The 24,484-nt window shown below is 59.8% G+C and carries 20 protein-coding genes; 8 read left to right on the forward strand and 12 right to left on the reverse strand.

Annotation, left to right across the window (positions count from 1 at the left end):
- Positions 1-10: 10 nt before the first annotated feature.
- The 10 genes from TU84_RS11900 to TU84_RS11945 all read right to left on the reverse strand — a co-directional run bounded on the left by TU84_RS11900 (position 11) and on the right by TU84_RS11945 (position 11,257).
- Complete coding sequence (locus TU84_RS11900; protein WP_048369277.1) at positions 11-1,225, reverse strand: pyruvate dehydrogenase complex dihydrolipoamide acetyltransferase; 1,215 nt, start codon at positions 1,223-1,225, stop codon at positions 11-13.
- Positions 1,225-1,710 carry a glyoxalase/bleomycin resistance/extradiol dioxygenase family protein gene (locus TU84_RS11905; RefSeq protein WP_048369278.1) on the reverse strand — a complete coding sequence of 162 codons (486 nt, stop codon included), beginning with the start codon at positions 1,708-1,710 and terminating at the stop codon, positions 1,225-1,227. Before TU84_RS11905 ends, TU84_RS11900 begins: the two co-directional genes overlap by 1 nt.
- Positions 1,707-3,899 carry an alpha-ketoacid dehydrogenase subunit alpha/beta gene (locus TU84_RS11910; RefSeq protein ID WP_048369279.1) on the reverse strand — a complete coding sequence of 731 codons (2,193 nt, stop codon included), beginning with the start codon at positions 3,897-3,899 and terminating at the stop codon, positions 1,707-1,709. The genes TU84_RS11905 and TU84_RS11910 overlap by 4 nt, the downstream gene beginning before the upstream one ends.
- A gap of 63 nt (positions 3,900-3,962) precedes the next feature.
- On the reverse strand, positions 3,963-4,775 hold the full coding sequence (locus TU84_RS11915; protein WP_048369280.1) for an SDR family NAD(P)-dependent oxidoreductase: 813 nt from the start codon (positions 4,773-4,775) through the stop codon (positions 3,963-3,965).
- 126 nt (positions 4,776-4,901) lie between these two features.
- Entirely contained in the window at positions 4,902-6,143 is a 1,242-nt protein-coding gene (locus TU84_RS11920) for an OprD family porin (RefSeq protein ID WP_048369281.1), read from the reverse strand.
- A gap of 119 nt (positions 6,144-6,262) precedes the next feature.
- Positions 6,263-6,985 carry an ABC transporter ATP-binding protein gene (locus tag TU84_RS11925; protein ID WP_048369282.1) on the reverse strand — a complete coding sequence of 241 codons (723 nt, stop codon included), beginning with the start codon at positions 6,983-6,985 and terminating at the stop codon, positions 6,263-6,265.
- The gene (locus TU84_RS11930; RefSeq protein ID WP_048369283.1) at positions 6,982-7,737 is read right to left on the reverse strand and encodes an ABC transporter ATP-binding protein; all 756 of its coding nucleotides are present in this window, start codon (positions 7,735-7,737) and stop codon (positions 6,982-6,984) included. The genes TU84_RS11925 and TU84_RS11930 overlap by 4 nt, the downstream gene beginning before the upstream one ends.
- Complete coding sequence (locus TU84_RS11935) at positions 7,734-9,011, reverse strand: branched-chain amino acid ABC transporter permease (RefSeq protein ID WP_048369284.1); 1,278 nt, start codon at positions 9,009-9,011, stop codon at positions 7,734-7,736. Before TU84_RS11935 ends, TU84_RS11930 begins: the two co-directional genes overlap by 4 nt.
- A gap of 3 nt (positions 9,012-9,014) precedes the next feature.
- Positions 9,015-9,956 (reverse strand): branched-chain amino acid ABC transporter permease, encoded by a 942-nt coding sequence (locus TU84_RS11940; RefSeq protein WP_048369285.1) that lies wholly within the window; start codon positions 9,954-9,956, stop codon positions 9,015-9,017.
- Positions 9,957-10,015: 59 nt separating this feature from the next.
- Positions 10,016-11,257, reverse strand: coding sequence for a branched-chain amino acid ABC transporter substrate-binding protein (locus TU84_RS11945; protein WP_088500383.1), 1,242 nt, complete (start codon positions 11,255-11,257; stop codon positions 10,016-10,018).
- Positions 11,258-11,537: 280 nt separating this feature from the next.
- Here TU84_RS11945 and TU84_RS11950 point away from each other — a divergent pair, with 280 nt between their 5' ends.
- The 3 genes from TU84_RS11950 to TU84_RS11960 all read left to right on the forward strand — a co-directional run bounded on the left by TU84_RS11950 (position 11,538) and on the right by TU84_RS11960 (position 13,935).
- On the forward strand, positions 11,538-12,251 hold the full coding sequence (locus TU84_RS11950; RefSeq protein WP_048369286.1) for a FadR/GntR family transcriptional regulator: 714 nt from the start codon (positions 11,538-11,540) through the stop codon (positions 12,249-12,251).
- Positions 12,252-12,339: 88 nt separating this feature from the next.
- Positions 12,340-13,167, forward strand: coding sequence for a shikimate dehydrogenase family protein (locus TU84_RS11955; protein WP_048369287.1), 828 nt, complete (start codon positions 12,340-12,342; stop codon positions 13,165-13,167).
- Positions 13,168-13,194: 27 nt separating this feature from the next.
- Positions 13,195-13,935, forward strand: a complete 741-nt coding sequence (locus TU84_RS11960) for an SDR family NAD(P)-dependent oxidoreductase (protein ID WP_048369288.1) — start codon at positions 13,195-13,197, stop codon at positions 13,933-13,935.
- A 90-nt stretch (positions 13,936-14,025) separates the two neighbouring features.
- On the opposite strand, the gene TU84_RS11965 is transcribed toward TU84_RS11960, so the two are convergent.
- Together TU84_RS11965 and TU84_RS11970 are read right to left on the reverse strand one after the other, a co-directional pair.
- Positions 14,026-15,381, reverse strand: coding sequence for an amidase (locus TU84_RS11965; protein WP_048369289.1), 1,356 nt, complete (start codon positions 15,379-15,381; stop codon positions 14,026-14,028).
- Positions 15,382-15,394: 13 nt separating this feature from the next.
- On the reverse strand, positions 15,395-16,723 hold the full coding sequence (locus tag TU84_RS11970; RefSeq protein ID WP_048369290.1) for an MFS transporter: 1,329 nt from the start codon (positions 16,721-16,723) through the stop codon (positions 15,395-15,397).
- Positions 16,724-16,933: 210 nt separating this feature from the next.
- Between TU84_RS11970 and TU84_RS11975 the strand changes: the two genes are divergently transcribed.
- From TU84_RS11975 to TU84_RS11995, 5 genes are all read left to right on the forward strand, one after another.
- Positions 16,934-17,971 carry a LacI family DNA-binding transcriptional regulator gene (locus tag TU84_RS11975; RefSeq protein WP_048369291.1) on the forward strand — a complete coding sequence of 346 codons (1,038 nt, stop codon included), beginning with the start codon at positions 16,934-16,936 and terminating at the stop codon, positions 17,969-17,971.
- 333 nt (positions 17,972-18,304) lie between these two features.
- Positions 18,305-20,245, forward strand: coding sequence for a flavin monoamine oxidase family protein (locus TU84_RS11980; RefSeq protein ID WP_048369292.1), 1,941 nt, complete (start codon positions 18,305-18,307; stop codon positions 20,243-20,245).
- 171 nt (positions 20,246-20,416) lie between these two features.
- Positions 20,417-21,304: a nitrilase family protein gene (locus tag TU84_RS11985; protein WP_048369293.1), complete on the forward strand. Its 888-nt coding sequence runs from the start codon at positions 20,417-20,419 to the stop codon at positions 21,302-21,304.
- 13 nt (positions 21,305-21,317) lie between these two features.
- Positions 21,318-22,508, forward strand: coding sequence for a hypothetical protein (locus TU84_RS11990; protein WP_082148696.1), 1,191 nt, complete (start codon positions 21,318-21,320; stop codon positions 22,506-22,508).
- A gap of 398 nt (positions 22,509-22,906) precedes the next feature.
- A complete protein-coding gene (locus TU84_RS11995) occupies positions 22,907-24,484 on the forward strand; it encodes a sugar ABC transporter ATP-binding protein (protein ID WP_048369394.1) in 1,578 nt (525 codons plus the stop codon).

Below are 24,484 nucleotides of genomic sequence, written 5' to 3' on the forward strand. Positions count from 1 at the left end.
GGGGACTCCCTCAAATCAGCATGCCCAGCGGGTTTTCCATCAGGCCTTTGAATACGGCCAGCCATTGCGCCGCCAGCGCACCATCCACGGCGCGGTGGTCCACCGACAAGGTGCAGCGCATGACCGCGCCGGCTTTCAGCTCGCCGTCTTCAACCACCGGCTTCTGCTGGGTCGCGCCCACGGCCAGAATAGCTGCGTGAGGCGGGTTGATAATGGCACTGAATTGCTCGACACCGAACATGCCCAGGTTGCTGATGGTAAAGCTGCCGCCCTGATATTCCTCGGGCCGCAGGCGTCCGTCACGGGCACGCCCGGCCAGTTCGGCGACATCGGCGCTGATCTGCGACAAGGCTTTGCCGCCCGCATTGCGCACTACCGGAGTAATCAGCCCGGTGTCCGTGGACACTGCGACGCACACATCGGCCTCGTGGTACTGGCGCAGCGCAGTGTCGGTCCAGGTCACGTTCATGGCCGGTACCTGGCGCAAGGCCACGGCCACGGCCTTGACGATAAAGTCGTTGATCGAGATTTTGCGTGGCGCGCTCTGGTTGACTTGCTCACGCAAGGCCAGCAAGCGCTCCATGCGAATCTCGACGTCCAGGTAAAAATGCGGGACCGTGGCCTTGCTCTCTACCAGGCGCCGGGCAATGGTTTTACGCATGCCGCTGTGGGGGATTTCATCAAAGGCCGGGCCGCTGACCGCTGCCGCAACCACCGGTGCAGGCGCTACGGGGGCGGCGCTGGCGGCTTCGACGTCGCGCTTGACGATACGGCCGTTGGGGCCGCTGCCTTTAAGGCTCGCCACGTCCAGCCCTTTGGCCGCCGCCAGACGGCGGGCCAAGGGGCTGGCAAAGACCCGACCCGTTTTCGCGGGCTGCGCAGCGACAGGCGCAGGTACGACAGGCGCCTCATCGGCTACCGGCGCGGGTGCAGTCTGTTGCGCGCCCGCCTTGGCCAGCAACGCCGCAATGTCGACGTTGCTTTCACCTTTGGCAAACAACACACCGATAGGCGAGCCGACTTCCACTTCGCGGCCCGCCTCGACGAGGATTTTACCCAGCACGCCCTCTTCTTCAGCGGCCAGTTCTACCAGGGCTTTTTCAGTTTCGATCTCGGCGATGCAATCGCCCACGGCAATTGTTTCGCCTTCTTTGATGGCCCAATTCTGGATGGCGGCGTGGGTCGCGTTGGCCGACACCTCGGGCATGTGCAAGAGCTTGGCCATCAGGCACTCCGGTGGTTGAAAAGGTCAGGACGGTAGGCGGCGATGTCGGCGTACTCGACCAACTCCAGCACGTTGCCTTCCGGATCGCGGCAAAACAGCGCTTTCACCTCGGGACGCAGCTGGATCGCCTCGTCACCGGCGAAAAAGCTCGCACCGGCGCGCTTCAGGTCGGCGACCAGGCTGGCGATGTCTTCGACGATAAAGGTCAGGTAACTGGCGTTTTGGCGGTCGAGGATCACCCCGTCGACATGCCGGGTGGGCGTGCGCTCCGGGGCAAGCAATTTGATCCGCTCGCCGTAAGGCGTCTGCAAGCGCACCACGCTGTAACCACCCTCGCTCAGCCCCACGCGTTGCGCTGCGGCGGCGGGCATTTGCACCTGGGCGACAAAGGTAAAGCCCAGCACGTCCTGATAGAACCGGCTGAGGGCCGGCAAGTCGACGCAGCAAATACCGACTTCCATTGGAACCAGCATGTTGACGCTCATGTACGTGCTCCTTTTTCGCGGATGACCTGTTGCAGGCCTTCAACCACTTCTTCGGTGCGGGCACTGGCGGCACGCTCCAGAACTTTGGAAATACTCGGCGAACCTTCACCGCCGGTAACCCGCTGAATCGGCTGGTCGAGCCAGTCGAAGCAACGGCGTTGCAGTTCGTCTGCCAGCCACCCACCGTAGGACGTGCCACGGGCGCCCTGCTCGACAATCAGCACGTTGTTGGTCTTGCGGATACTCGCCTCTACCGTGGCCCAGTCAAAACTGGCGCGGTCGAGAAAGCGCAGGTCGATGACCTCGGCGTCGATGCCGGTCTGCTCGACGGCTTCCATGGAATGCCCGACCATGCTCAGGTAGGTCAGGATGGTCAGCTCGCGGCCTTCGCGGCGAATGGCGGCGGTACCAAACGGGATCTGGTAGTCCAGGTCGTCACTCGGCACTTCACCGGTCTGGCTGTACAAGTCGACATGTTCGATCACCAGCACCGGGTCTTTGCAGGCCAGCGCGGTGTTCATCAGGCCGATGTAGTCAAACGGCGTCGACGCGGCGACGATGCGCCAGCCGGGGCTGGTCACGTAAATACCTGCCGGGTCCATGGAGTGCTGCGAGCCGTAGCCGGTGCCCATGGCGATTTTGGTGCGCAGTACCAAGGGCACGTCGCTTTGCCCGCCGAACATGTGCCGGGCCTTGCCGATCTGGTTGAATACCTGGTCGGCGGCCACCCACATAAAGTCCGGGTACATGAATTCCACCACCGGTTTGAAACGGCCATCGAGGGCCATCCCGCCGCCAAGGCCGCAGAAGGCGTTTTCGCTGATGGGCGTGCCGAGAATCCGCTCCGGGAAACGTTCTTTCAAGCCACGGGTGGCGCCGTTGGTGCCGCCCTTGAGGCGATGCACGTCTTCGCCCATGACCACGATGCTGTCGTCGGTTTCCATGCGCCGGTTCATCACGTCGGCAATCGCGTCGATGAATTTGCGTTTTTCCAGGGTGCCGCTGTAGCTTGCTTGCTCGCACGTGCGGGCATCGGCCAGCTCGCTGAGGTCGCCACGAATGCCCACGTCACGAAAGTCCGCTGCTGGCCACAGCTCGGGGCGAATCCGCCGTTTGCCCGGCTTGCCGGACGGGTCCGCTTCAAGCAATTGCGCCGCGGCTTCAGCCATGGCCGCCTTGATGGTTTCACGCAGCGCGGTCAGACCGGCATCGTCGATCAGCGCGCGTTTTTTCATTTCAGTGGCCAGGCGGTCCAGCGGGTCGCGGGCACGCCAGTGTTGTTCTTCTTCTTTAGTGCGATAACCGAAGGCGCTACCGGGGAACGGACCATTCTGGTGGAAGAAACGGTACACGTCGGCTTCGATCACGGTCGGGCCATTGCCGGCACGCATGTGCGCCAGCGCTTGTTGCATGGCCAGGTACACCGCCAGCGGGTCCATGCCGTCGACTTTCCAGCTCGGGATGTTAAAGCCCAGGCCGCGGGCCGAAAGGCGCGGTTCGGCGGTGGCTTCATCCACCGTGGTCGACACGGCGTAGAGGTTGTTCTCGATAAAGAAGCACAGCGGCAACTTCCAGGCCGCCGCCAGGTTCATGGTTTCCAGCACCGAACCGATGTTGACCGCGCCATCACCGAAATAGGTGACCGCCACGGTGTCGGTCTGCGCATGCCGGTGGGCCCAGGCCGCGCCCGCCGCCAACGGTACACCGCCGCCAACGATCGCGTTGGTGCCCAGGGCGCCCGCCTCGGCCCATTGCAGGTGCATGGAGCCGCCCCGGCCTTTGCAGAAGCCTTGGGCCAGGCCGAGGATTTCTGCCAGGGTGCGTTGCAGCAAATTCTGGATCGACGGGTTGACCGGCGCTTTCGGGTCAATGCCTTCGGGCATCAGGTACACCAGCGCCTTGGCCAGAAACTGGTGGTGGCCACGGTGTGAACCGTTGACTTCATCTGCTGCGCCCAGCGGCACGATCGAACCGACCGCGCCGCCTTCCTGGCCGATGCTGGAGTGCGCCGGACCGTGCACCAGGCCTTCTCCAGCCAGTTCCAGTACGGTTTCTTCAAATGCCCGGATCAGGTGCAACTGGCTGAGCATGGTGCCCAGCAGCGCGGGGTCGGCCTGCTTCCAGTCGGCGTCGGTGGTACTCAGCTCGACCCACGGCGATGCCGGCGACAAGGCAACACTATTCGGCATGTTTACTTCTCCACAAAGAACTCAAAGCGACCGGCCCCTGCGGGCCGGCACAACGAAGGAAAGCTAGAAACCGTTAGCGGTCCAGCCGCCGTCCGAGACGTAGATTTGCCCGGTAATGAAGGTCGCGCTGCCAGAGGCCAGAAACAGCGCCAGCTCGGCCATTTCGCCCGGTTCACCCAGGCGGTGCAGCGGCGTGCGCTTGCTCAGGGCGTCAACATCCAGACGGCCTGCGCGTTGCAGTTCATCGACCAGCGGAGTGCGGGTGTAACCAGGCCCGATGGCGTTGACGCGGATACCGTGGCGCGCCCACTCGACGGCCAGGCATTTGGTCATGGACACCACCGCCGCTTTGGTCGAGCAGTACGCGGTGCGCTCTGCGGAGTGCGACACGCCCCACATCGACGAGGTGTTGATGATCACGCCCGCTTGCTGCTCGATCATGTGCCGGGCAGCCGCCTGGGCGCAGATGAACACGCTGCTGAAGTTGATCTCTACGGCCCGGCGCCATTCGGCCGGGGTGATGTCGAGGGACGGTTTGTTGATGGAAACACCGGCGTTGTTGAGCAGCACGTCAATGCGCCCGAAGCACGCCTTGGCGTGAGCAAAGGCTGCGTCAATGGCGTCTTCGTCAGTTACCGACGCCTCGAAGCATTCAACCCGGGACTCAGGGAATCCTTGCTGGAGCTCGCCCTTGGCATCGGCCATGGCCTGAGCGTTGATATCGATCAGCAGCAAATGTGCGCCGTTGCGCGCAAAGCCTTTGGCGAGGGCCAGACCAATGCCGCTGCCGCCGCCGGTGACCACCACCACTTTGTCCTGGATGCCGGCATAGGCGCTGTGCTGGAAAACAGGTGCAGAGCTATCTGAATGGGACATGAGGTTCTCACTTATTTTTATAGCTGGTCATACATTTGAATTAACTTGTCAGACCAGTGACGAAAAACTAACCCGCAGTAAGGGCTCTGTCAAAGGAAATTGTTACCGGATCAGTCAACTTGCCGATCAAAACAGCGCGAGGCTGTAGCTGACGATCAGGCGGTTATCGTCCACTGACGGGCCGAAACTGGAGCGCACCATGGCGTTTCTCCAGCGCAGGCCCAGGTTTTTCAGGGGGCCGCTCTGGATCACGTACGACACGTCAAAGTCGCGCTCCCATTCCTTGCCGGTGTTGCTGCCCGCCACCAGTACATTGTCGCCACTGACGTAACGCACAAAGGTGGTCAGCCCCGGGATGCCCATGGCGACAAAGTTGTAGTCGTAACGCAGTTGCCAGGCTTTTTCCTGGGCGGAGGCGAAATTGCGCACCTGAACATCGCTGGGCAACACAGTGGTGGTCGGGCTGAGCCAGATGGTTCCGTCATCGCCATACATGCGCTGCCAGGCAGCCATTACCGTGTGCCCGCCATGGGCGGCGCTGAGGGTGGTGAAGAACGAGCGGTTGTCGATTTTGCCGGCCTTGGCATCGCCCTGCTCTTCTGAGTCGAGCAAGCCGATATTGGTGCCCAGGGTCCAGTCGCCTACAGGTTGTTTGTGGGTGAACTGGATAAAGCGCTGCCGGTAAATATCCTCCAGCTCGGCGCCCCACAGGCCGACCATGGTGCGTTCCTGGTTGAAGCGGTATTCACCGCCCAAATAGTTGTAACGGTCAGAGGTGGCGAAGGCGCGGCCATCGATAAACATGTCTTCGCGGTTGCTGGAATTACGCTGGGTGAAGGAGCGCATCTGCCCGGCATTCAGGGTCAGGCCGGTGATTTCCTTGGAGGTCAGCATCGCCCCCTGAAACGTCTGCGGCAGCAGGCGCGCATCGTTGTATTGGAGGATCGGCAGGCTGGGCAGCAGTTCACCGACTTTCAGTTCGGTCTTCGACATCTTTAATTTCAGCGCCGCGCCCAGGCTGGAAAAGTCATCCGCCGAGCCTTTGCCGTCGGCAGGCAGCAACAGCGTGCCCGCACGCCCTCCACCACTGTCGAGCTTGACCCCGAGGCGGCCGATCAGGTCGACGCCCACCCCCACAAGCCCTTGGGTGTAGCCAGACTGCGCATTGAGCAGAAAGCCCTGCGCCCATTCCTCGCTCTTGGCCTGGCTGGCGTTGCTGTCACGAAAGTCGCGATTGAAGTAGAAGTTGCGCATCAGCACGTTGGCCGTGGCGTCCTCGATAAACCCATGCTCCTGCGCCAGAACCAGGCCCGGCAAGGTGCTCAGCAACAGCAGGGGGTGTGCGGCGATGTATTTATTCAGGTTCATTTTTATTGTTTTTCCTGTTGGATTTAAGACGCAGAAACCCCTGGCGAACGCGTGTTTCGCCATACCGTCGGGGGGAATTGGCAGGCGAACCTGCCGGGTTGAATGTTGCGGCTGGCGCTCTAGACCGCCAGCCACTCCTTCATCAAATCGGGGTCGTCGGTCAGCGCTTGCGGCGTGCCTTCAAAAACAATCTGCCCGTGGCCCATCACGCAGACCCGCGAAGACACCTTCAGGGCGATGGTCAGCTTTTGCTCCACCAGCAGGATCGATACCCCGCGGTGGTGGATGTCGCGAATGGCCTCTGCCACCACCGCCACGATCTTCGGCGCCAGGCCTTCGGTGGGCTCATCGATCAGCAGCACCTTCGGGCAACCCAGCAGCGAGCGGCACAAGGTAAGCATTTGCTGCTCGCCGCCCGAGAGGTTGCCCGCGCCGGTGTTACGACGCTCCCGCAGCCTCGGGAAAAACTCGAACATCTGCTCGACCGTCCATGCCGTGGCGCCCGGCGTCGGCTCTTGCTGGCCCATGCGCAGGTTTTCTTCGACGCTGAGGTTGGCAAACACTTCGCGCTCTTCCGGGACAAAACCGACCCCGGCCCGACTGACCCGATACGGCCTGAGCCCGGTCAACTCACGGCCCGCCAGCTGGATGCTGCCCGCGCTGGCAGGCACCAGGCCCATCACCGCTTTCATGGTGGTGGAGCGCCCGGCGCCATTGCGCCCCAGCAAGCTGACCACTTCGTTGTGGCCGATGTTGAGGTTGACCCCGTGCAGCACGTGGCTCTTGCCGTAATGCACATGCAGGTCGCTGATCGACAGCAGGTTTTGCGGGGTCGCACTCATGCGCATTGCTCCTCACCCAGATAGGCTTCCTGTACCCGGCGATCTGCACGGATTTCATCCGGCGTACCGGTGGCGATGACCTGGCCATACACCAGCACGCTGATGCGGTCGCACAGCGAAAACACCACGTCCATGTCGTGCTCGACAATCAGCAAAGATCGGCCTTGGGTCACCTCACGAATCAGCTGCAAGGCGTAGTCGGTTTCTTCGTGAGACATGCCCGCCATGGGCTCGTCGAGCAGGATCACCCGCGGGTCACTGGCCAGGGTCATGCCGATTTCCAGTGCACGCTGCTCGGAGTAAGACAACTCCGCCGCACACACGCTTTGCTTGTCTTGCAGGCGCACTTGCTCCAGCAGCTTTTCGGTCTGCTCGCGCACCTCGGGGTAACGCTGGACCGAGCGCCAGAAGTGGTACTGCATGTGGTGCTTGCGCATGACGGCAATGCGCAGGTTTTCGAACACCGTCAGCCCCGGAAAAATGTTGGTGATCTGAAACGAGCGCGACAGCCCCAAATGGTTGATGTGCTCCGGCGAGCGCCCCTGAATCGGCGTATCGCCCAGCACGATCTTGCCGCTGGTGGGCTGCAACTGCCCGGAGATCAAGTGGAACAACGTCGACTTGCCCGCACCGTTGGGGCCAATCACCGCATGCCGTTCGCCGTCGCGCAGTTCAAGCTCTGCGCCGCGAATGATGTGGGCCTCGCCAAAGGATTTGTGCACGTCGTGTAACTGCAGAATCGCGCGGCTCATGGGGCATCTCCTTCGGCTTGCAGCGTGAGTGCGGCAGGTTTGGACCCGTGTTCATCGTCCAGCAGTCGCAGCCATTGGCGCCGTGCCAGTTTGAGCATCAACAACCCGGCCAGGCCCAGCAGCAGCGGCATGGCCCAGGTCAGTGGCGAACCGGGCAACCAGTCGCGGCCAAACAGGCTGATGGCGGGCCACGGCTGACCGGCAATCAGCAGCGCCTGGTAATCCTGGCTGAACACCCGTTGCAAGGTTTCGATGGCAAACACCACGGCCAGGCTCACCAGCGCAGCCGTCAGCAACGCCGTCACGGCGGCAGGGATCACTGCCAGCCAGCCGTTGCGCCGGATCTGCGCACTCCAGGCCAGCACCAGCCCGGCCAGACCGCTGGGCATAAACATCATCACCAGCACGAACAACAGGCCCTGATAGAGCAACCAGGATTGGGTGAGGTCGGAGGCGGCGTTGCCAAAAAAGGTCATCAAGGCCGCGCCCAGAACCGGCCCGAGGAACACGTTGACCCCACCGATATAGGTGTTGAGGACCACCTCGGCGGAATAGTGCATATCAAACAGCACGTAGTTGGCCGACTCCAGATTCAGGGCCTGCAAGCCACCGGCGATCCCGGAAAACATCGCTGACAGGGCAAACACCAGCACCCGCAAACGGTGCACGTTGTAGCCGAGAAATTGCAGCCGGTGACCGTTCTCGCGCAGGGCGAAAGTCAGGCGGCCCATGGGCGTCAGGGTGAAGGCGTAGAGCAAGGCAATCGACATCACCACCCACACCAGGGTCAGGTAATAGACTTGGGTCGCATCGCCAAAATCCAGGCCCCACGCCGGGCTGCGCATGGACGAAATACCCGCTTCACCGCCAAACAGCGCGCTCAGGTGCGGAGCCAGCGAGTGCAGCAACTCGGCCAGCGCCAGGGTGATCATCGAGAAGTACACACCAGCGCGTTTGGTCGCGAACCAGCCCGCGCACACCCCGCAGATAAAACCACCCAGAGCGCCGATCAGCGGCAGCAAAGGTGTTGGCAGCAGGCCATGACCATTGAGCGCGTTCATCGCGTGCAGCGTGGCAAACGAGCCGACGCCAAAGTACGCCGCGTGGCCAAACGAAAGCATGCCGCCCTGCCCGCACAGCAGGTTAAAGGCGCAGGCAAACAAGGCCGCGATCAGCATCTGAATGGCCGCGTTGACCATCGACACCGGTACAACAGCGGGCACCACGACGAGGGCCAGCAGCAAGACCAGCAGCAGGATTTTTGTGAGTTTCATGGTCTACCCCTTCTCGCCCATTAACCCGGATGGCCGGATCAGCAAAATCAGCAGCATCAGCGCAAATGGAATGGTGGCCGCAACGCTGGACACCTTGAGGGTCATCAAACCGCCCATTTGCTGCGCCCATTCACCGGCACCAAACAGACCGAACACTGACGCCAGGCTGAGGTCCACGCCCACCGCGAAGGATGAAATCAGGCCGATCAACAGCGAGGCCACCATCGCCCCGGCCATTGAGCCCAAACCGCCGACCACCACCACGACAAACACAATCACCCCAAGCTCCAGCGCCATGTTCGGGTTGGTGGTGTAGAAGGCGCCCGCCAGTGCACCGGCCAGCCCGGCAAGGGCCGCGCCGATGCCGAACACCGCCATGAACACCAGCGGCACGTTATGCCCCAGGGCCTCGGCCATTTGTGGGCGATGGATTGCTGCGCGCACCACGATGCCGACCCGGGTGCGGGTCAGCAGCAGATAGATCAGGGCAAATACCAGCAGCGAGACAATGCCCATCAGCAGCCGGTAGAACGGATAGTCGGTGCTGAACACCTGGAACGCGGCGAAGTTGAGGAACTCCGGCACCCGGTATTCCACCGAGAAGTTGCCGTAGAACAACTTGATCAGCTCAACAATGATGAACGTCAGGCCAAAGGTCAGCAGCAGTTCGTGAGCGTGCCCGTACTTGTGCACGCGGCGCAGGAAGAAGCGCTCGACAATCACCCCGATCAGCCCCACCAGCACGGTCGAAAGCAGCACCGCGCCGACAAAGCCGACGTATTTTTGCAGGGTGTAGGCCAGGTAGGCACCCACCATATAAAAGGAGGCATGGGCGAAATTGAGCACGCCCATCATGCCAAAGATCAGCGTCAGGCCAGCTGAAACCATGAACAGCAGCAGGCCGTAGATCACGCCGTTAAGCAGTGAAACTGTGAGGAATTCCATAGGCGACTCCAGCGCTCGCGATGGACAAAAAGGCGTGCCGGGTGGCACGCCAGGCGGCGTCAGTCGGGCCGTTGCATGCGGCAGTCAGCTTGCACCGGCGCTGCGGCTTCATCGGCGCTGAACGACTTGATCGGGACAAAGCCCATGTCAGTGCCGTCAACCTTGTAGCGCGCGTCTTTGGAGACCACCGACACCACGAACGGCATCAACAGTTGGTGGTCTTCGGCGCGCATGCGCACGGCACCCAGCGGGTTGCTGTCGCTGGCTTTTTCCAGGGCCAGGGCGAAGCTGCGGGTGTTGAGGCGGCCGTCTTCAGCCGGCAAGGTTTTCAGCACATTGCCCACCATCTGCAAGGCGAACACGGTTTGCGGCTCGATATAGGCTGGCAGGTGCCCGGTCTTGGCCTGGTACTCGGTGGCGAATTTCTCGCCCTGCTCGCCTGCGGCTTCAATGTTGAACGGGTGCGAAACGTAATGCCCCAACGCAACATCACCGGCGTTCGCCAGGTTGCCTGGCTGATCGAGGAAGGCGGTGCCAAAGCGCAGTTTGAGGCCCGCCGCACGGCTGGCTTTCATCAGCAAGAGCAAGTCGTTGCCCCAGTTACCGGTGAGCACGGTTTCAGCGCCAGAGGCCTGGATACGGGCGATGTAAGGGGCGAAATCCTGAACTTTCTGGGTGTCGTGCAGGCTTTTGCCCACCAACTGATAACCCCCCGCCGCGGCGTTGTCGGTGATGGCTTTTTCCATGTCCTGGCCCCAGCTGTAGTTCTGGTTCATGGAATAGACTTTAGTGCCCAGGGTGCCGGCTTCTTTCATGGCTGCCACCAGGGTTTTGACCCGGATTGGCGCGTTGCCGTTGAAGCGGAAGTGGTAGAAGTGGCATTTGCTGCCGGTGAGTTCCAGGGCCTCACCGCCGACGTTGAGGAACACGACCTCTTTGCCCTTGTTGCGCAGGTTGTACTTGCGCACATCTTCTGTGATTTGCCCGGCCGCCACTGACGAGGCGCCCTGAACGATCATTTGTGCGCCGCTACCAATTGCAGCCTTGAGTTTTTCGGAAGCGCCGGCCGGGGTGCCCTGGCTATCGAATTCGAGCAGCTGGATGGGTTCACCATTCCAGCCACCTTCAGCGTTCAGGCGATCGATCTGGAAGCGCGTGGCAGCCCGGAACATTTGCCCGGTGGCGGCGGAGGGTCCCGACAGGGTCTCGACCAACGCTACTTTCAAAGGATCAGCGCAGGCGATACCGGCGAGCAGGGTCGTGCCGAAGGTGAGCAGACGCAGCGTGGTCTTTGTGTGCATGGAAGCCTCGTTTTTTATTTTTATGTACGATCTGGTCGAACATCATCATCGACATGTCAGACCAGTTGGCGAAAATTACGACAACGCTGCGCCGAAGTCAAAGCACCCACGGGTGAAAAAGTGCATTTATTTCCGATTGATTCACTCAAACACCTTGAAATGTGCAGGCTTGAGCCGATAAAAAAATTTCTAAACTTGTAAGACCACAGCCCATTCCTTCACTATTCTCATCCAATCACTTATGCCCGTACCCGCGCTGCCTCGCGGCAGAGGACTCACAATGAAAAGCGTTAACGTACAAAGCAACCAGCCCTTGCCAATGGAAATCGTCAACTGGCTCAGTGGCGAAATCCACTCCGGGCGGCTGGCCACCGGCGATCAACTGCCCAGCGAGCGGCAGTTGTGCGAACAGTTTTCGGTCAGCCGGGCGGTGGTGCGCGAAGCCTTGTCGCAACTCAAGTTCGAAGAACTGATCACCACCCAGCAAGGCAAAGGCGCTTTCGTGGCCAAGCGCGGCGAGCGTCACGCCTTCCGCCTCAACGAAGTGTCGCTCGACGAAGAAGACTCCCTGCTGCACATCCTCGAGTTCCTGATCACCATCGAGGTGGGCGCCACGCGCCTTGCAGCGTTGCGCCACACCCCCGAAGACCTGAAGAAAATTCGCCAGGCGTTGGTCGGCATGGAATACGCCATGGTCAACGACCAACTGGGCGACGAAGAGGACTATGCCTTCCACCAGGCGATTGTGGCGGCCACCCATAACCCGCACTTCAAATCGCTGAATGAATACCTCGATCACAGTGTCCGGCGCCTGATTCGCGAGGCCCGCAGCAACACGGCGGCGATCTACAACGAGCTGATCCAGGCGGTGCAGGACGAACACCAGGCCATCTTCCAGGCCATTCAGGCGCGCGATCCGGTGCGGGCGGGCGAAGCCGCCGAACGTCATCTGCGCAATGCTGCCAAACGCATGGACATGTACCTGCAGGACTGATCCTCCTGCAGCACCCTTGACACTGAAAAGGGAAGCCTCCTACCATCCTGTCAGACAACAAAAACAAATGTCAGACAGGTTAATCCTCATGATCACTGGCCAAACGCGTTTGATCGGCATCGTTGCTGATCCGATCGCCCATGTAAAAACCCCGCAAGTCATCAATCAGAGTACGGCCAACCAAGGTTTGGATGTGGTCTGCGTACCCCTGCACGTGCACGCCAAAAATCTGCAAAAGGTGCTGGGTGGCGTTGGCGGCTTCGCCAACCTGCAAGGCCTGGTCGTTACCATCCCGTACAAGGAAAGCATCCTTGAATACTGCGACGACCTGACCGACATCGCCCGCCAGGTCGGTTCGGTGAATGCCATCCGCATCAACCCTGACACCGGGCGCCTCACGGGCGGTAATTTTGACGGCGAAGGCATGCTGGCCGGTCTGCACCAACAGGGGCATACGGTTGCTGGCAAACGCGTGTTGCTGGTGGGCACGGGAGGCGCGGGTAAGTCCATTGCCTGGTCCCTCGCCCAGCAGAAACCTGCACGACTGGCCCTCTACAACCGTTCACCGGCCCGTGCGCAAGCGTTGCTGGAGCGTCTGCAAAAAAAGTTTCCTGCGCTCGATCTGGTCATCAGTGACGGCAATGCGCAGGACTACGACGTGGTCATCAACGCCACCTCGCTGGGCCTCAAGGACGATGATCCCCTGCCCCTCGATCCGAACACCTTGCGAGCAGGCGCTTTGGTCTGCGAAGCGGTGATGCGCGCCGACGGCACCGCGCTGCTGGCGGCGGCACGCGAGCGCGGCTGCCGCACTCACCCCGGACAGCACATGATTTACGGGCAGGTGGTGCAGATCTGCCGTTTCCTCGGTGTTGATCTGCAGCCTGAACACGTTGCGCGCATTCTCGGCCACTGACCCCTGCCCTCTCTGGAGACACTGCTCATGTATGACTTCAACAACCGCGTCTTGCTGTTGACCGGCGCCAACGGTGGCATCGGCCGCGAAGTGGCGAAGCTGTTTTATCAATACGGCGCGTCGATGGTGCTGACGGATCTGGACGGTGAAGGGCTGGCTGACTTCGCCCGGACGCTGGACCCGCAGGGTGAGCGTGTGGCCACCTTGCGCATGAACGCTGGCGACCCGGATGACTCGGCAAAAGCAGTGCAACTGGCGGTCGAGCGCTTTGGCGGGATTGATTTTCTGGTGCCGTCTGCCGGGCTGTACCAATCACAACCGATTCGCGAAATGACCGACGAGCAATGGCGCCAGACCCTGGGCATCAATCTCGACGGCGTGTTTTACCTGTGCAGCCGCGCCATCCCTGCCCTGCGCGCCAACAGCGCCATCGTTAACCTGACCTCCGTGGCGGCGCACCGAGGGGCGTATTCCAACGCCCACTACGGCAGCTCCAAAGGCGGCCTGCTAAGCCTGACTCGCGCACTGGCCCGTGAATTGGGGCCACAGACTCGGGTGAATGCGGTGTCGCCGGGCATTATCGAAACCCCGATGACACAAAGCCTGATCGCCACCCGTGGCAGCGACTCAGTGGAACAAACCCCGCTCAAACGCCTTGGCCAGCCGAGTGAAATCGCCTCTGTCATCGCCTTTTTGTGCAGTGACGGATCGAGCTTCATGACCGGGGAAGTGCTGCATGTGAATGGCGGGTTGTATATCGCGGGGTGAGGCAGTTCACCCTGTAGGAGCGAGCTTGCCTCGCGATCTTTTCAAGATCAAAAGATCGCGAGGCAAGCTCGCTCCTACAGGGGTTGGGGGTTATGTGGGGGTGTGATGGGTCAGCCACTGCAATAAACGCTCATCTTCACCCGCCGCTGCAATCACTTGCAGGCCCACGGGCAGGCCTCTTACCTGCCCTGCTGGCAGGCTGATTGCGGGCAGGCCGGTGAGGTTCCAGGGGCTGGTGTAGCTGAGCACGGCGGCGCGGACGTCGATGAGTTGCTCGCCCACGGGTGTCTCCCGTGCGTTCACTGGCGGGGCGATGATCGGTACGCTGGGCGAAACCAGCAGGTCATAGTCTTCGAATAACCGCGCCATCTGCGCTTGATACTGCTGCTGGGCCCGCTGCGCGCGAATGTATTGCCAGCCGCGAACTTCTTGCGACAGTTCAAGGCGCTCGCGCACTTCCTGGTCGAACAATTGCGGCGCCTCTTGCATGCGCTCGGCATGCACGTCGTAGGCCTCGGCGCGTTGCAGTATCAGCAGGGTTTCTTTCATGCCAGCAGCCATGGCCGCCAATTCCGTCACTTCTTGCAGGGTATCGCCAAACACCTGCTTGGCCGCCTGGTAAACCTGTTGATCCACTGCAACGTCGACCGGGCCGAAGCTGCCCGAGCGGATCCAGCCAACCCGCACTGCACGCGGATCACTGGCAGTCGCCGCGCATGCCTTGCCCGATAACACTTCGAACAGCAGGCGCGCGTCTTCAACGGAGTTGGCAATCGGCCCGGCGTGGTCGAGGCTGGACGACAGCGGGAATACGCCTTCCAGCGGCACGGCAGCATAGGACGGCTTGAAGCCGACCACACCGCACAATGCCGCCGGAATCCGGATCGAGCCGCCAGTGTCCGTGCCCAAGGCCAACGGCACCATGCCGCTGGCCACGGCCGCCGCGCTGCCCGCGCTGGAGCCGCCCGTGATGCATTCCGGGGCCCACGGGTTGCGGGCCGCGCCCTGTAGCGAGCGGTCGCCCGTCGGGCCGTAGGCGAATTCATGGGTCAGGGTTTTGCCGACAATCACCGCCCCCGCCTCGCGCAAACGCTGCACACACACGGCATCACGACGCGGCCTGAAGCCTTCGAAATGCGCCGAGCCATAGGTGCTGACGTAGTCCAACGTGTCGATGTTGTCTTTGACCGCCACAGGTATGCCGTGCAGCGGCCCCAGATCCTGGCCTTGGCTCAGAAGCTCGTCGGCCTTGCGCGCCTGGGCCAGTGCAACCGGTGCATCCACTTGAACGAAGGCGTTCAGGGTCGGGTTCAGCCGCTCGATGCTGTCGAGAGCGGCTTGGGTCAGTTCAACGCTGGTCAAGCTGCCGTCGCGAAGGCGTTCAGCCAGCTCGACGACCGATCGACCGAAAAAATAGCCAGCATCGGCAGGTAGTACCGGGCTCATACAAACACCTCAATCAAACAGCAGCAGGAAGGGGGGACGCAGCCGGACGGCCGCCTGGGCGCACCATCAACATGGCGCTCATGCCCAACGCGGTCGCCACTGCGGCGGCCACGAACATCGACGAATAGCCGTAGCGAACGGTCAGGTAGCCGGTCAGCATCGGGGCAATGAACGAAGCGGTGTTGGCAATAAAGTGGGTCATGCCGCTGTAGGCGCCGACACGGTTGGACGGCGCAGTGTCGATGACCACGGCCCAGTACACCGAGTTAGGCAGCGCGTTGAGGGCGTTGGCCAGGGTCATCAGGGCAATCACGCCCCAGACGGTCTGGGCCTGCGAAACCATGATGAAGCACAGCGTGGTCAACAGCAGGCAAGTCGCGGCCAGCCAGCTGCGGGCGACTTTCAGGTTGCCGGTACGGCGCAGCAGCAGGTCGGAGATTTTGCCGCCCAGCAGCACGGTAAAGCAGGCACCGGTCCACGGGATCATGCCCATGTACCACAGCGAGGACAGGTTGTAGTGGAACTCGTCCTGCAGGTATTTGGGGGTCCAGGTCAGCAGCAGGAAGGTCACGTAGACGAACGAGAAGTAGCCGACCGCGTTGAGCAGCAGGTCCTTGTTTTTGAAGAAGTGCCAGACCGGTGTCAGCGTGGTGGTTGGCGTCGAGGCATTGACCGCTTCGGCGCGCTCTTTGCGCAGGTAGTCCAGTTCGGCCTTGGACACTCGCGGGTTTTCATCGGGGGTGTTGGTGAAGCGCGTCATGAAGAAAATCAGCAGCGCCAGGCTGATCACACCCAAAATCACGAACATGCTGCGCCAGTCGCCGGTCAGGGTTTGCAGGCCTACCGCAATCGGCGCCGTCAACAGCGCACCCAGCGGTGTGCTGAGCAAACCCACCGACACCACAAAACCGCGCTCTTTGGGGGTGGCCCAGTTCGCCACGCTCTTGTTGATGACCGAGTAAGCCGGGCCTTCGGCGAAACCGAACATCACCCGGATGGTGACGAAACCGGCCATCGCCGAGCCGCCCAAAAATGCCAGACCGAAGTCACCGGCAAAAGCGGTCGCGATTTCAAAGATCGACCAAGTGGCACCGGCAATCAGCCAGATACGCTTGGCGCCAAAACGGTCGGCCAGAATGCCGCCGATCAACGCCCCCAAAATGTAACCGTAACCGAAGTAACCCAGCACCTTGCCCCAGTCGGCTTTGTCGAAACCGTACTCGGGAAGGATGCTCGCCGATGCGTAGGCAATGGCGCCGCGATCAATGTAATTGAGCAGCGCCATCAGCATGATCAAGAAGAAAATCTGATAGCGGAAGGAAGGGATAGCTGGGTTGTTCATAGGTATCTGACTCTTCAAATGATGGCAGAAGTCAAAAAGTCGGCCGCTTCCGGCGTATTTTTATTTTTTTACCCAAACGTTTGGGTTGACGAAATGTAGAGCGAGTAAAAATTTTAGTCAAACGTTTGGGTAAAAATTTTGTCCGGCCGAAAATCGCCCGTTCAGGTAGAATTCGCGCGCTCATAACAGACAGCAGGAAACCCCTCGAACATGCCGAACCCAGCCCGCCCCGCCACCCTCAAGTCCATGGCGACTGCACTTGGCGTGCATGTGTCCACCGTGTCCAGGGTGCTCAACGGCGATCCGGCGGGCGTCGAACGGGCAGCATCGGCCGAGGTGATTGAGCGTATTCGCGCATTGGCAAAAGAGCTGGATTATCGACCGAACACGCAGGCATCTAACCTGAAACTGCGTAAAAGTGAGGAAATCTGCGTGCTGATGCCGCGCATCACCGACCTGGTGATGGCGACCATTTACGACAGCATCGACAGCAGCGCTGAACAGGCGGGCTACCTCACGTTCGTGTCCAACACCGACGACCAGCCAGTGCGCCAGATGCAACGTGCCGAACACGCCCTGCGCCGCTCGGTGGCCGGGCTGATCGTGGCTGACTCCCACGTGGGGGAAACCCAGCCGCTGTTCGAGTTGTTGACCCGCAAACACATTCCCTACGTGCTGGTCAGCCGCCAGATAGCCGGGCAAGTCGCGTCGTGCAGTAACGATGAGCTGGGCGGCTGGTTGGCGGCGGAGCATTTGTACAACCTGGGCTGGCGCGACGTCGCGATTCTGGCAGGCGAACGCCACGCCTCAACCGGCGCCGATCGCACACGCGGCTTCACCCGTTACTTTCGCGAACAGGGCATCACCTTGCGCCCGGAATGGACCCTCAACGGCCCCTTTGACAGCCTGACCGGGCACCAGCAAGGTGAGCATCTGCTGGGGCTGAACCCGCGCCCTCAAGCGTTTTTCGCGGTCAACGACTTCCTCGCCATCGGCCTGATGGGCGCCGCACGGGACAAAGGCCTGCTGCCAGGCAAAGACATCGCCGTGGTCGGTTTCAACGACATCGCCCTCGCCCACGAACTCACCGTGCCACTGACCAGCGTGCGCTTGCCACTGGCCGAAATGGGCCAGCAGGCGGTGGAGTTATTGCTGAAACGGATCAAGGGCGAAGCCGTTGAATCGATTGTGCTGACCCCACAACTGCAAGTGCGGGCCAGTTCTACAGTGTTGCCCAAACCGCTGTAACTGCTGAGGGCATGTCTCAGCCCTTCATATCGTTTCCCCTTGAGGTGCAGATTCGGAGCTCAGTCAGTTCATTTAGCCGCTGAGCAGCGTAGCGAGGCTGCGAACGAGGACGCAGTCCTCGAAAAGACTGACTGCGCGCGGTGATGCAACCAACCAGTCACAACCTCGCTAAGCCCCTCGACAACTACGTAGAAACCTTCTCTATCCTTGCTTTCATAACCAGAAACATCAGTGCATCAGTTGCACGATGTCGTAAATATCTACCACCCGCGATCCATCGCTGACTCGCAATGTGCGCACTCCACCGCTGAACACAATACGGAGCGCAAAACTGTGACGATTGGATCAACCTATGACTATCCGGCATTCATCGCCAAGCATTTGCCCACGCATGAAGCGTCTTCATGGCGGGGGCGATTTCCAGGCCCTCCCGATTTATGTTTTAACTACCGCAAATTAGTTGAGCAACAGTTCGGTATTGCCAGCGCAACGAAACCCGACCACAAAATTTGCATCATTGGCGCTGGCGTTACCGGTCTCACCGCAGCTCGGGAACTTCTGCGATGCGGTTTCACTCACGTCACTCTGCTTGAGCAGTCTCATCGAATTGGCGGGCGCCACTTGTCTGTAGTTAAGAGCGGACAATCACCCTTAATGGGAAGCACGCCGTTTGAAATGGGGGCAATGCGCATGCCGCTATTTAACACAACAGGCGAAACTCCTACAGAGGGCCAGTCACTCATGGCCTATTACTGCAAACTGTTTGATCTGCAGTTATCTGACTTCCCTAATCCTGGTACCGCACAGGTCCGCAGTACAGGTATATACCTGCGCGAAGGCTTACTGGATGGCCAACCAGAACCACAAATGCTGATCTGGAAAAATCCGCAGGGTCACACGCCACCGCCCACTGAGAAACTTCAACAGGTTTACGGGAAGTGGCGACATTTTGCCGAACTAATGACTCGAGAAGTCGCACGCATCTATGGCTCACCGCAATGGGAAAATCAGTGGGCATCTATCGTCGCTCGCTATCAAGCGCTGTCCTTTCGCGACTTGGTAACACTGCCAGCACTCACTCATTGGGCAGCTGAGAACCCGGGGGATTTCGGCGGGTTTGGCATGAGCCAAGAAGAATCCGCTATTTTCTACTCCATCGGCATAGGTGATGGCAGTTGGGGCGCCTTTTATGATGTTTGCTGCCTGTATCCCTTACGTACTGCAATTTTCGGCTTCAGCAGCCAATTGCAGTTAGTGCATGGTCGCGTAGATACAGATGGCAATCCTATACCTTCGCCATATCTAGGTGTGCCTTCGCTGAAGGATTGTAACGATCTGGACTTTGAGCCACCCCGCTATCTAGGTCTGGCAGCACTTGATGAATGCTTGATGTTCACACAGACCTCGGTCAATGGACTGTCTTTCTACGATCATTGCCGGAATCGAGGTGCAGGCTTCCTGACAGACACCTCAGTGACTCGACTGACCAAGCTGGACTCAGGACAACTTCGCGTAACCTACGACTGGAAAGTCAGTAGTTCGGAGGAAAAATCTGAACGCCATGAAGATTTCGATTCAGTCATCATGACCCTTCCTTCCTGGATCATTGAAACCCATATCCAGCTGGAAAACTTCAGCCAAAACATGCTGCCTTATTCAATCATCAATGCATACAAAACTGCTCACTGGGAAACCAGTTGTAAAGTCTACGCACCACTGAAAAAAAGCTTCTTATCTAAAAACAAAAAAATCCCGCAAGTTATCGTCACTGATAGCTTTGTCCACGATGTATATGCCTACCGCTATCACGATGCTTATCCCTACGATTGCATCTTGCTTAGTTACACTTGGGAAGATGATGCAACTAAACTTGCCTCTTTTGATGACAAGACCTTGGTCGCAAAATGCATCACTGAACTGGATCGTATCCTGCTGCGAGCCTCAAACATAAAGAGCCCAATTTCACCTTACATCGACGCTCAGAATGCTGTTGTTCAACGCTGGATCACGGACAAGAACGCGCTCGGCTGCGCCAAACTGTATCGCGCAGGTACTTATTACGAAGCAGTCAGCCTTATGAAATACAACCGCGACTATGCGCATGTGTCAGGTCTCTACCTTGCCGGTGAATCATTCTCTGTCGATGCCGGCTGGACTGAACCCTGCCTGCGAGGTGCAATTGATGCAGTCATCAACTTGTGCAACACCACGCAGGCCGAGTTCAACGGAGGCTTCTGTATGGATGACTATCCCGAGTACCAAACGCGCCCTTAGCGAACCGTTTAAATTCCCTTCTGACGTAGTCCAATTGGATATATAGCACCGTAGACAAGGCAACGGACTACACACCTAGCGGACACAACCGACATACACCCGCACTGATAAATCCTCTTACTAAAGACCCGCAAACCAGCGGGTCATAACAATAAAAAAGAGGTGTCAGCCATGAACGAAGCGGTCAGTGCAGTGCGCGTTGCGGTTGTGCAATTCGATCCGCAGGTGGGTATTCAACATAGCCAGGCCAATCTGGAGCACAGCCTTGAATTGGCCCGCGAGGCGGCCATTAACGGGGCAAATCTTATTGTGCTGCCGGAGTTGGCCAACACCGGGTATTTGTTCGGCACTCGCCAGGAAGCCTTCCTGCATGCCGAGTTGATTCCCGAGGGTCCGAGCATGCAGGCCTGGCTCGATTTTGCCCGTAAGCATCAGGTGTATCTGGCCGCAGGGCTGGCTGAGCGAGACGGTGTGCAGTTGTTTGACAGCGCGGTGCTGGTGGGCCCGGGCGGATTTATTGGCAAGTACCGCAAGGCCCATTTATGGAACCGCGAGAAGCTCTGGTTTACTCCCGGCAATCTGGGTTTTCCGGTGTTTGACACGCCCATTGGCCGCATCGGCCTGCTGATTTGCTGGGACATCTGGTTTCCCGAAGTGCCGCGCCTGTTGAGCCTGCAAGGCGCCGACATTATCTGCAGTCTGAACAACTGGATCTGGACGCCACCGCCTCTATTCGATGACAGCGGAAAATGCATGGCCTCGTACCTGACGATGACCGCTGCTCATGCCAACAACGTGTTTATTGCCGCCGCCAATCGCATCGGTGAGGAACAAGGCGAGCGCTATCTGGGCTGCTCGCTGATTACCGGGACCAATGGCTGGCCCATCGGCAAGGTGGCCTCAGCGGATGAGCAAACCATTCTCTATGCCGATATTGATCTGACCAGCGCACGCAGCGCGCCGATCTGGAACAGTTTGAACGACCTGCATCGCGACCGCCGGGTCGATGTGTATGAGTCGATGCTCGGCTATACCGACCACCCTCTCCTTCCACGCTGATGAGGACGCCATCATGTCGTCTTTATCACCAAGAGCGTCTTCCACTGCGTCAGTGCGTTACCTGGTTTTGCTTGTAGCCAGCGCGCTGCTAATCATTATTTTGATGGGCGGTTTATCGTGGTTCTACTCAGCATCGGCAACCGGATACTGGCCCGGATATGCCGACATGATGGGCGACTGGCCTTCACCGCTGGCCTGTCTGCGCTGGGTGATCGGTGATATCAGTGAAGTCGCTTTTTACAAGCACGAGTTCGCCTCGCTGGGGCTGTTGTTTGGGGGTGCCCTGGGGTATTGGGCCAGTCGGTACGCCAAAACGTGGCAAGGGTTCAGCATCAGCTATGGCACGGGACTGTGGCCCTGGCTCGTCACCAGTTCACTGCTGGGGTTGGCGCTGAGCAATGCATTGTGGGGCTGGACGTTGACTGCCGACACCTGGCAGCCAACGTTTGCCGCCTTTGTGTCCTTGCCCGCCGCGATGGTGTTGCTGTTTGGTGGCGGCTGGAAAGTCACCCTCAACGGAGCGGTTCTCGGGGCCCTGCTGGTCACACCTTGTTGCCTGCTGATGGTTAACTTCGTCTGTCTGCCGTTGGGGTTGCCCGTCGTGATTGGCAATGTACTGGGCATGGCGCTGGGCAGTGTGCTGGCTTTTGGCTTGTGCCGGTGTGTGCCAGTACTGGTCAAAAACCACGTCGAACCCGTCGTTGAGAAGCCCGCTGCCAGGCCCAAGCCTGACTACGGTGTGATCTGGACGTTACGCCGGGTATTGGCAGACTTTTCCGAAGCGCCTTTTTTTGGCAATGAGTGGGCCAGCCTGGGAATGTTGGCCGGGGTTTTACTGGCGTATGCATTGAACCCGTTGAGCCCTGCTTATGGTTCAGGCTTGCTGCTGCATTTGGTCGCAGCACAGGCATTCACCTCGTTAGTGGGCGTGATTATTTGGCGCAGCCAATGGCAGAAACTCGGCTGGTACCCCACGTATGTGCCGCTGGTGTCAGTGGTTCCGGCTGCGGTGCTGACTTACGGCGCCAGCGCGATGGTGATGATTGCCAGCGCTGTGCTGGGGGCTCTGGTCGCCCCGCCTTTGGCCCACGCCATTGCCCGGCGAATGCCCCAGTACATGCACCCTTACATTGGCAATGTGTTGTCGATGGCGATCAGCACGCTGCTGATTGTGCCGGTGATTGGCGTCTTGATGAATCTGTAGCAGTTGCCGCAGGCGACGTTCGAGTGCGAAGCGATCGTAAACTCAGACAATCCGGTTTTTCTGATGCACCGTGCAAGCCGGTTTGACGACTGCTTCGCACTCGAACGTGGCCTCGCGGTGCTCGTCAACTGCTACGAATGGGGAACACGTCGGGCAAGCAAACCTCGCCCAGGCTGAGGTTATTCATTGAATTTATGAGTGCGCGTGTGCGCTGAAGTTAAACATCCAACCCCCTCGTTTCATCCCCTCTGCGCCCGTCCGGGCGCATCCTCATATAACTAAAAGATATTTCATATTCGATACATATATTGGATTGTTCCTAGGGAAATGCTTTTAATCGCGGCCCCAACGTCTTGTGTTTGCTGATGTTTCAGCGACTTCTGTTTCGGTACTTTTTTATGAACGCGTCTGCCGCTGTGGCGCCTGATCCGCTGATTCGTGTGCGCGCTTTGAGTAAAGCGTTCGGGGCCAACCGTGCCCTGGATCGTGTGGACTTGCAGATTTACCCCGCCGAAGTCGTGGCGTTGTTGGGCGCCAATGGCGCGGGCAAATCGACGCTGGTGAAGATCCTCGCTGGCAGCCAGTCCCATGATGCGGGCGAGCTGTTGGTTGACGGGCAGTTGCAGCGCTTCAATTCGCCGCTGGCGGCGCGTGAGGTCGGGATTGTGGCGGTGCATCAGCACGTCAATGACGCGATTGCGCCGGGGCTGAGCGTGGCGGAAAACCTGCTGCTGGATGAGTTGTGCCAACCCGGTGCCGGGTTTTGGCTGGGGCGCAAACGCGTGTTGCAACGTGCCTCGGTAATCGCTGCCGGACTGGGGCTGAATCTGCCGCTGGAGCAGCCGATTGAGTACCTCGGTCAGGCAGAACGCCAATTGGTGGTGTTGGCCCGGGCTTTTGCCTTGCAGCCCCGTTTGTTGATTCTGGATGAGCCGACCGCCGCCCTTTCGGACACCGAAGCGCAGCGTTTGTTTGCCCTGGTCGATACCTTGCGCGAGCGCGGGGTGGCGATTGTTTATATCTCCCATCGTTTGTCCGATTTGCAGCGTCTGGCGGATCGCGCCGTGGTGTTGCGTGACGGCAGGCTGGCCGGTGAATTTGCTGCCGATCAACTCACCGAAGCGGTGTACGCCATGCTCGGTGAAGCGCCGGACACCCGGCCTTTTGAGCCGCGTGCGGGGGGCCGCGAGGTGTTGAGTTTGCGCGCAGCGAAGGTCACGGCGAACTCCGCTGAATTTGATTTGAACCTGCACGAAGGTCAGGTGGTGGCGCTAACCGGGCTGTTGGGCGCGGGCAAAAGTGAAATTGCCGAGGTGCTGTTCGGTTTGCGTCGCCCGGCTGCCGGAACGCTGCACGTGGAAGGCGTTGCCGGGCTGTTCAATTCGCCAGAACACGCAGTTAAAGCGGGAGTTTTTTACGCTGCCGAAGACCGCGCCAGTCACTCGTTGATTCCTGGCTTTTCGTTGCGCAAAACCCTGACCCTGCCCTTTTTGCAGCGTTTTACCCGCTACGGATTTATCAACACGCGGTTGGAGGCGCAGGCGGTAGAAGACGCCGTGACCGCGCTGGGGGTGAAGACTGCCGGTATCGAGTTGCCCATGGAGACGCTGTCTGGCGGCAACCAGCAGAAAGTCGTGCTGGGCCGCTGGCTGCTGGGCAACGGCCGTGTGTTGATGCTCGATGAGCCGTTCCAGGGTGTGGATGTGCGCGCCCGCCGCGAGATTGGCCATTTGCTGCGTAACAGCTGCGAAGGCCGGGCCACATTGGTGATTTGCACTGACGTTGACGAGGCCCTGGAGATCGCCGACAGAATTTTGGTGGTGCGTGATTTTGCCGTGGTCGCTGACTACGCCCGGGCCGGGTTGAACCGCGCCACGCTGGTGGCGCAGTTGGTGGGCAGTGACGCTCCATCCCCTTCCCCTTGCTCTTCCCCTTTAAACCGTACCGCAACGCCCGGGAGTAGTGCGCGTGGCTGA

Origin of the sequence: Pseudomonas helleri, from assembly GCF_001043025.1 — a bacterium.
GTDB lineage: Bacteria > Pseudomonadota > Gammaproteobacteria > Pseudomonadales > Pseudomonadaceae > Aquipseudomonas > Aquipseudomonas helleri.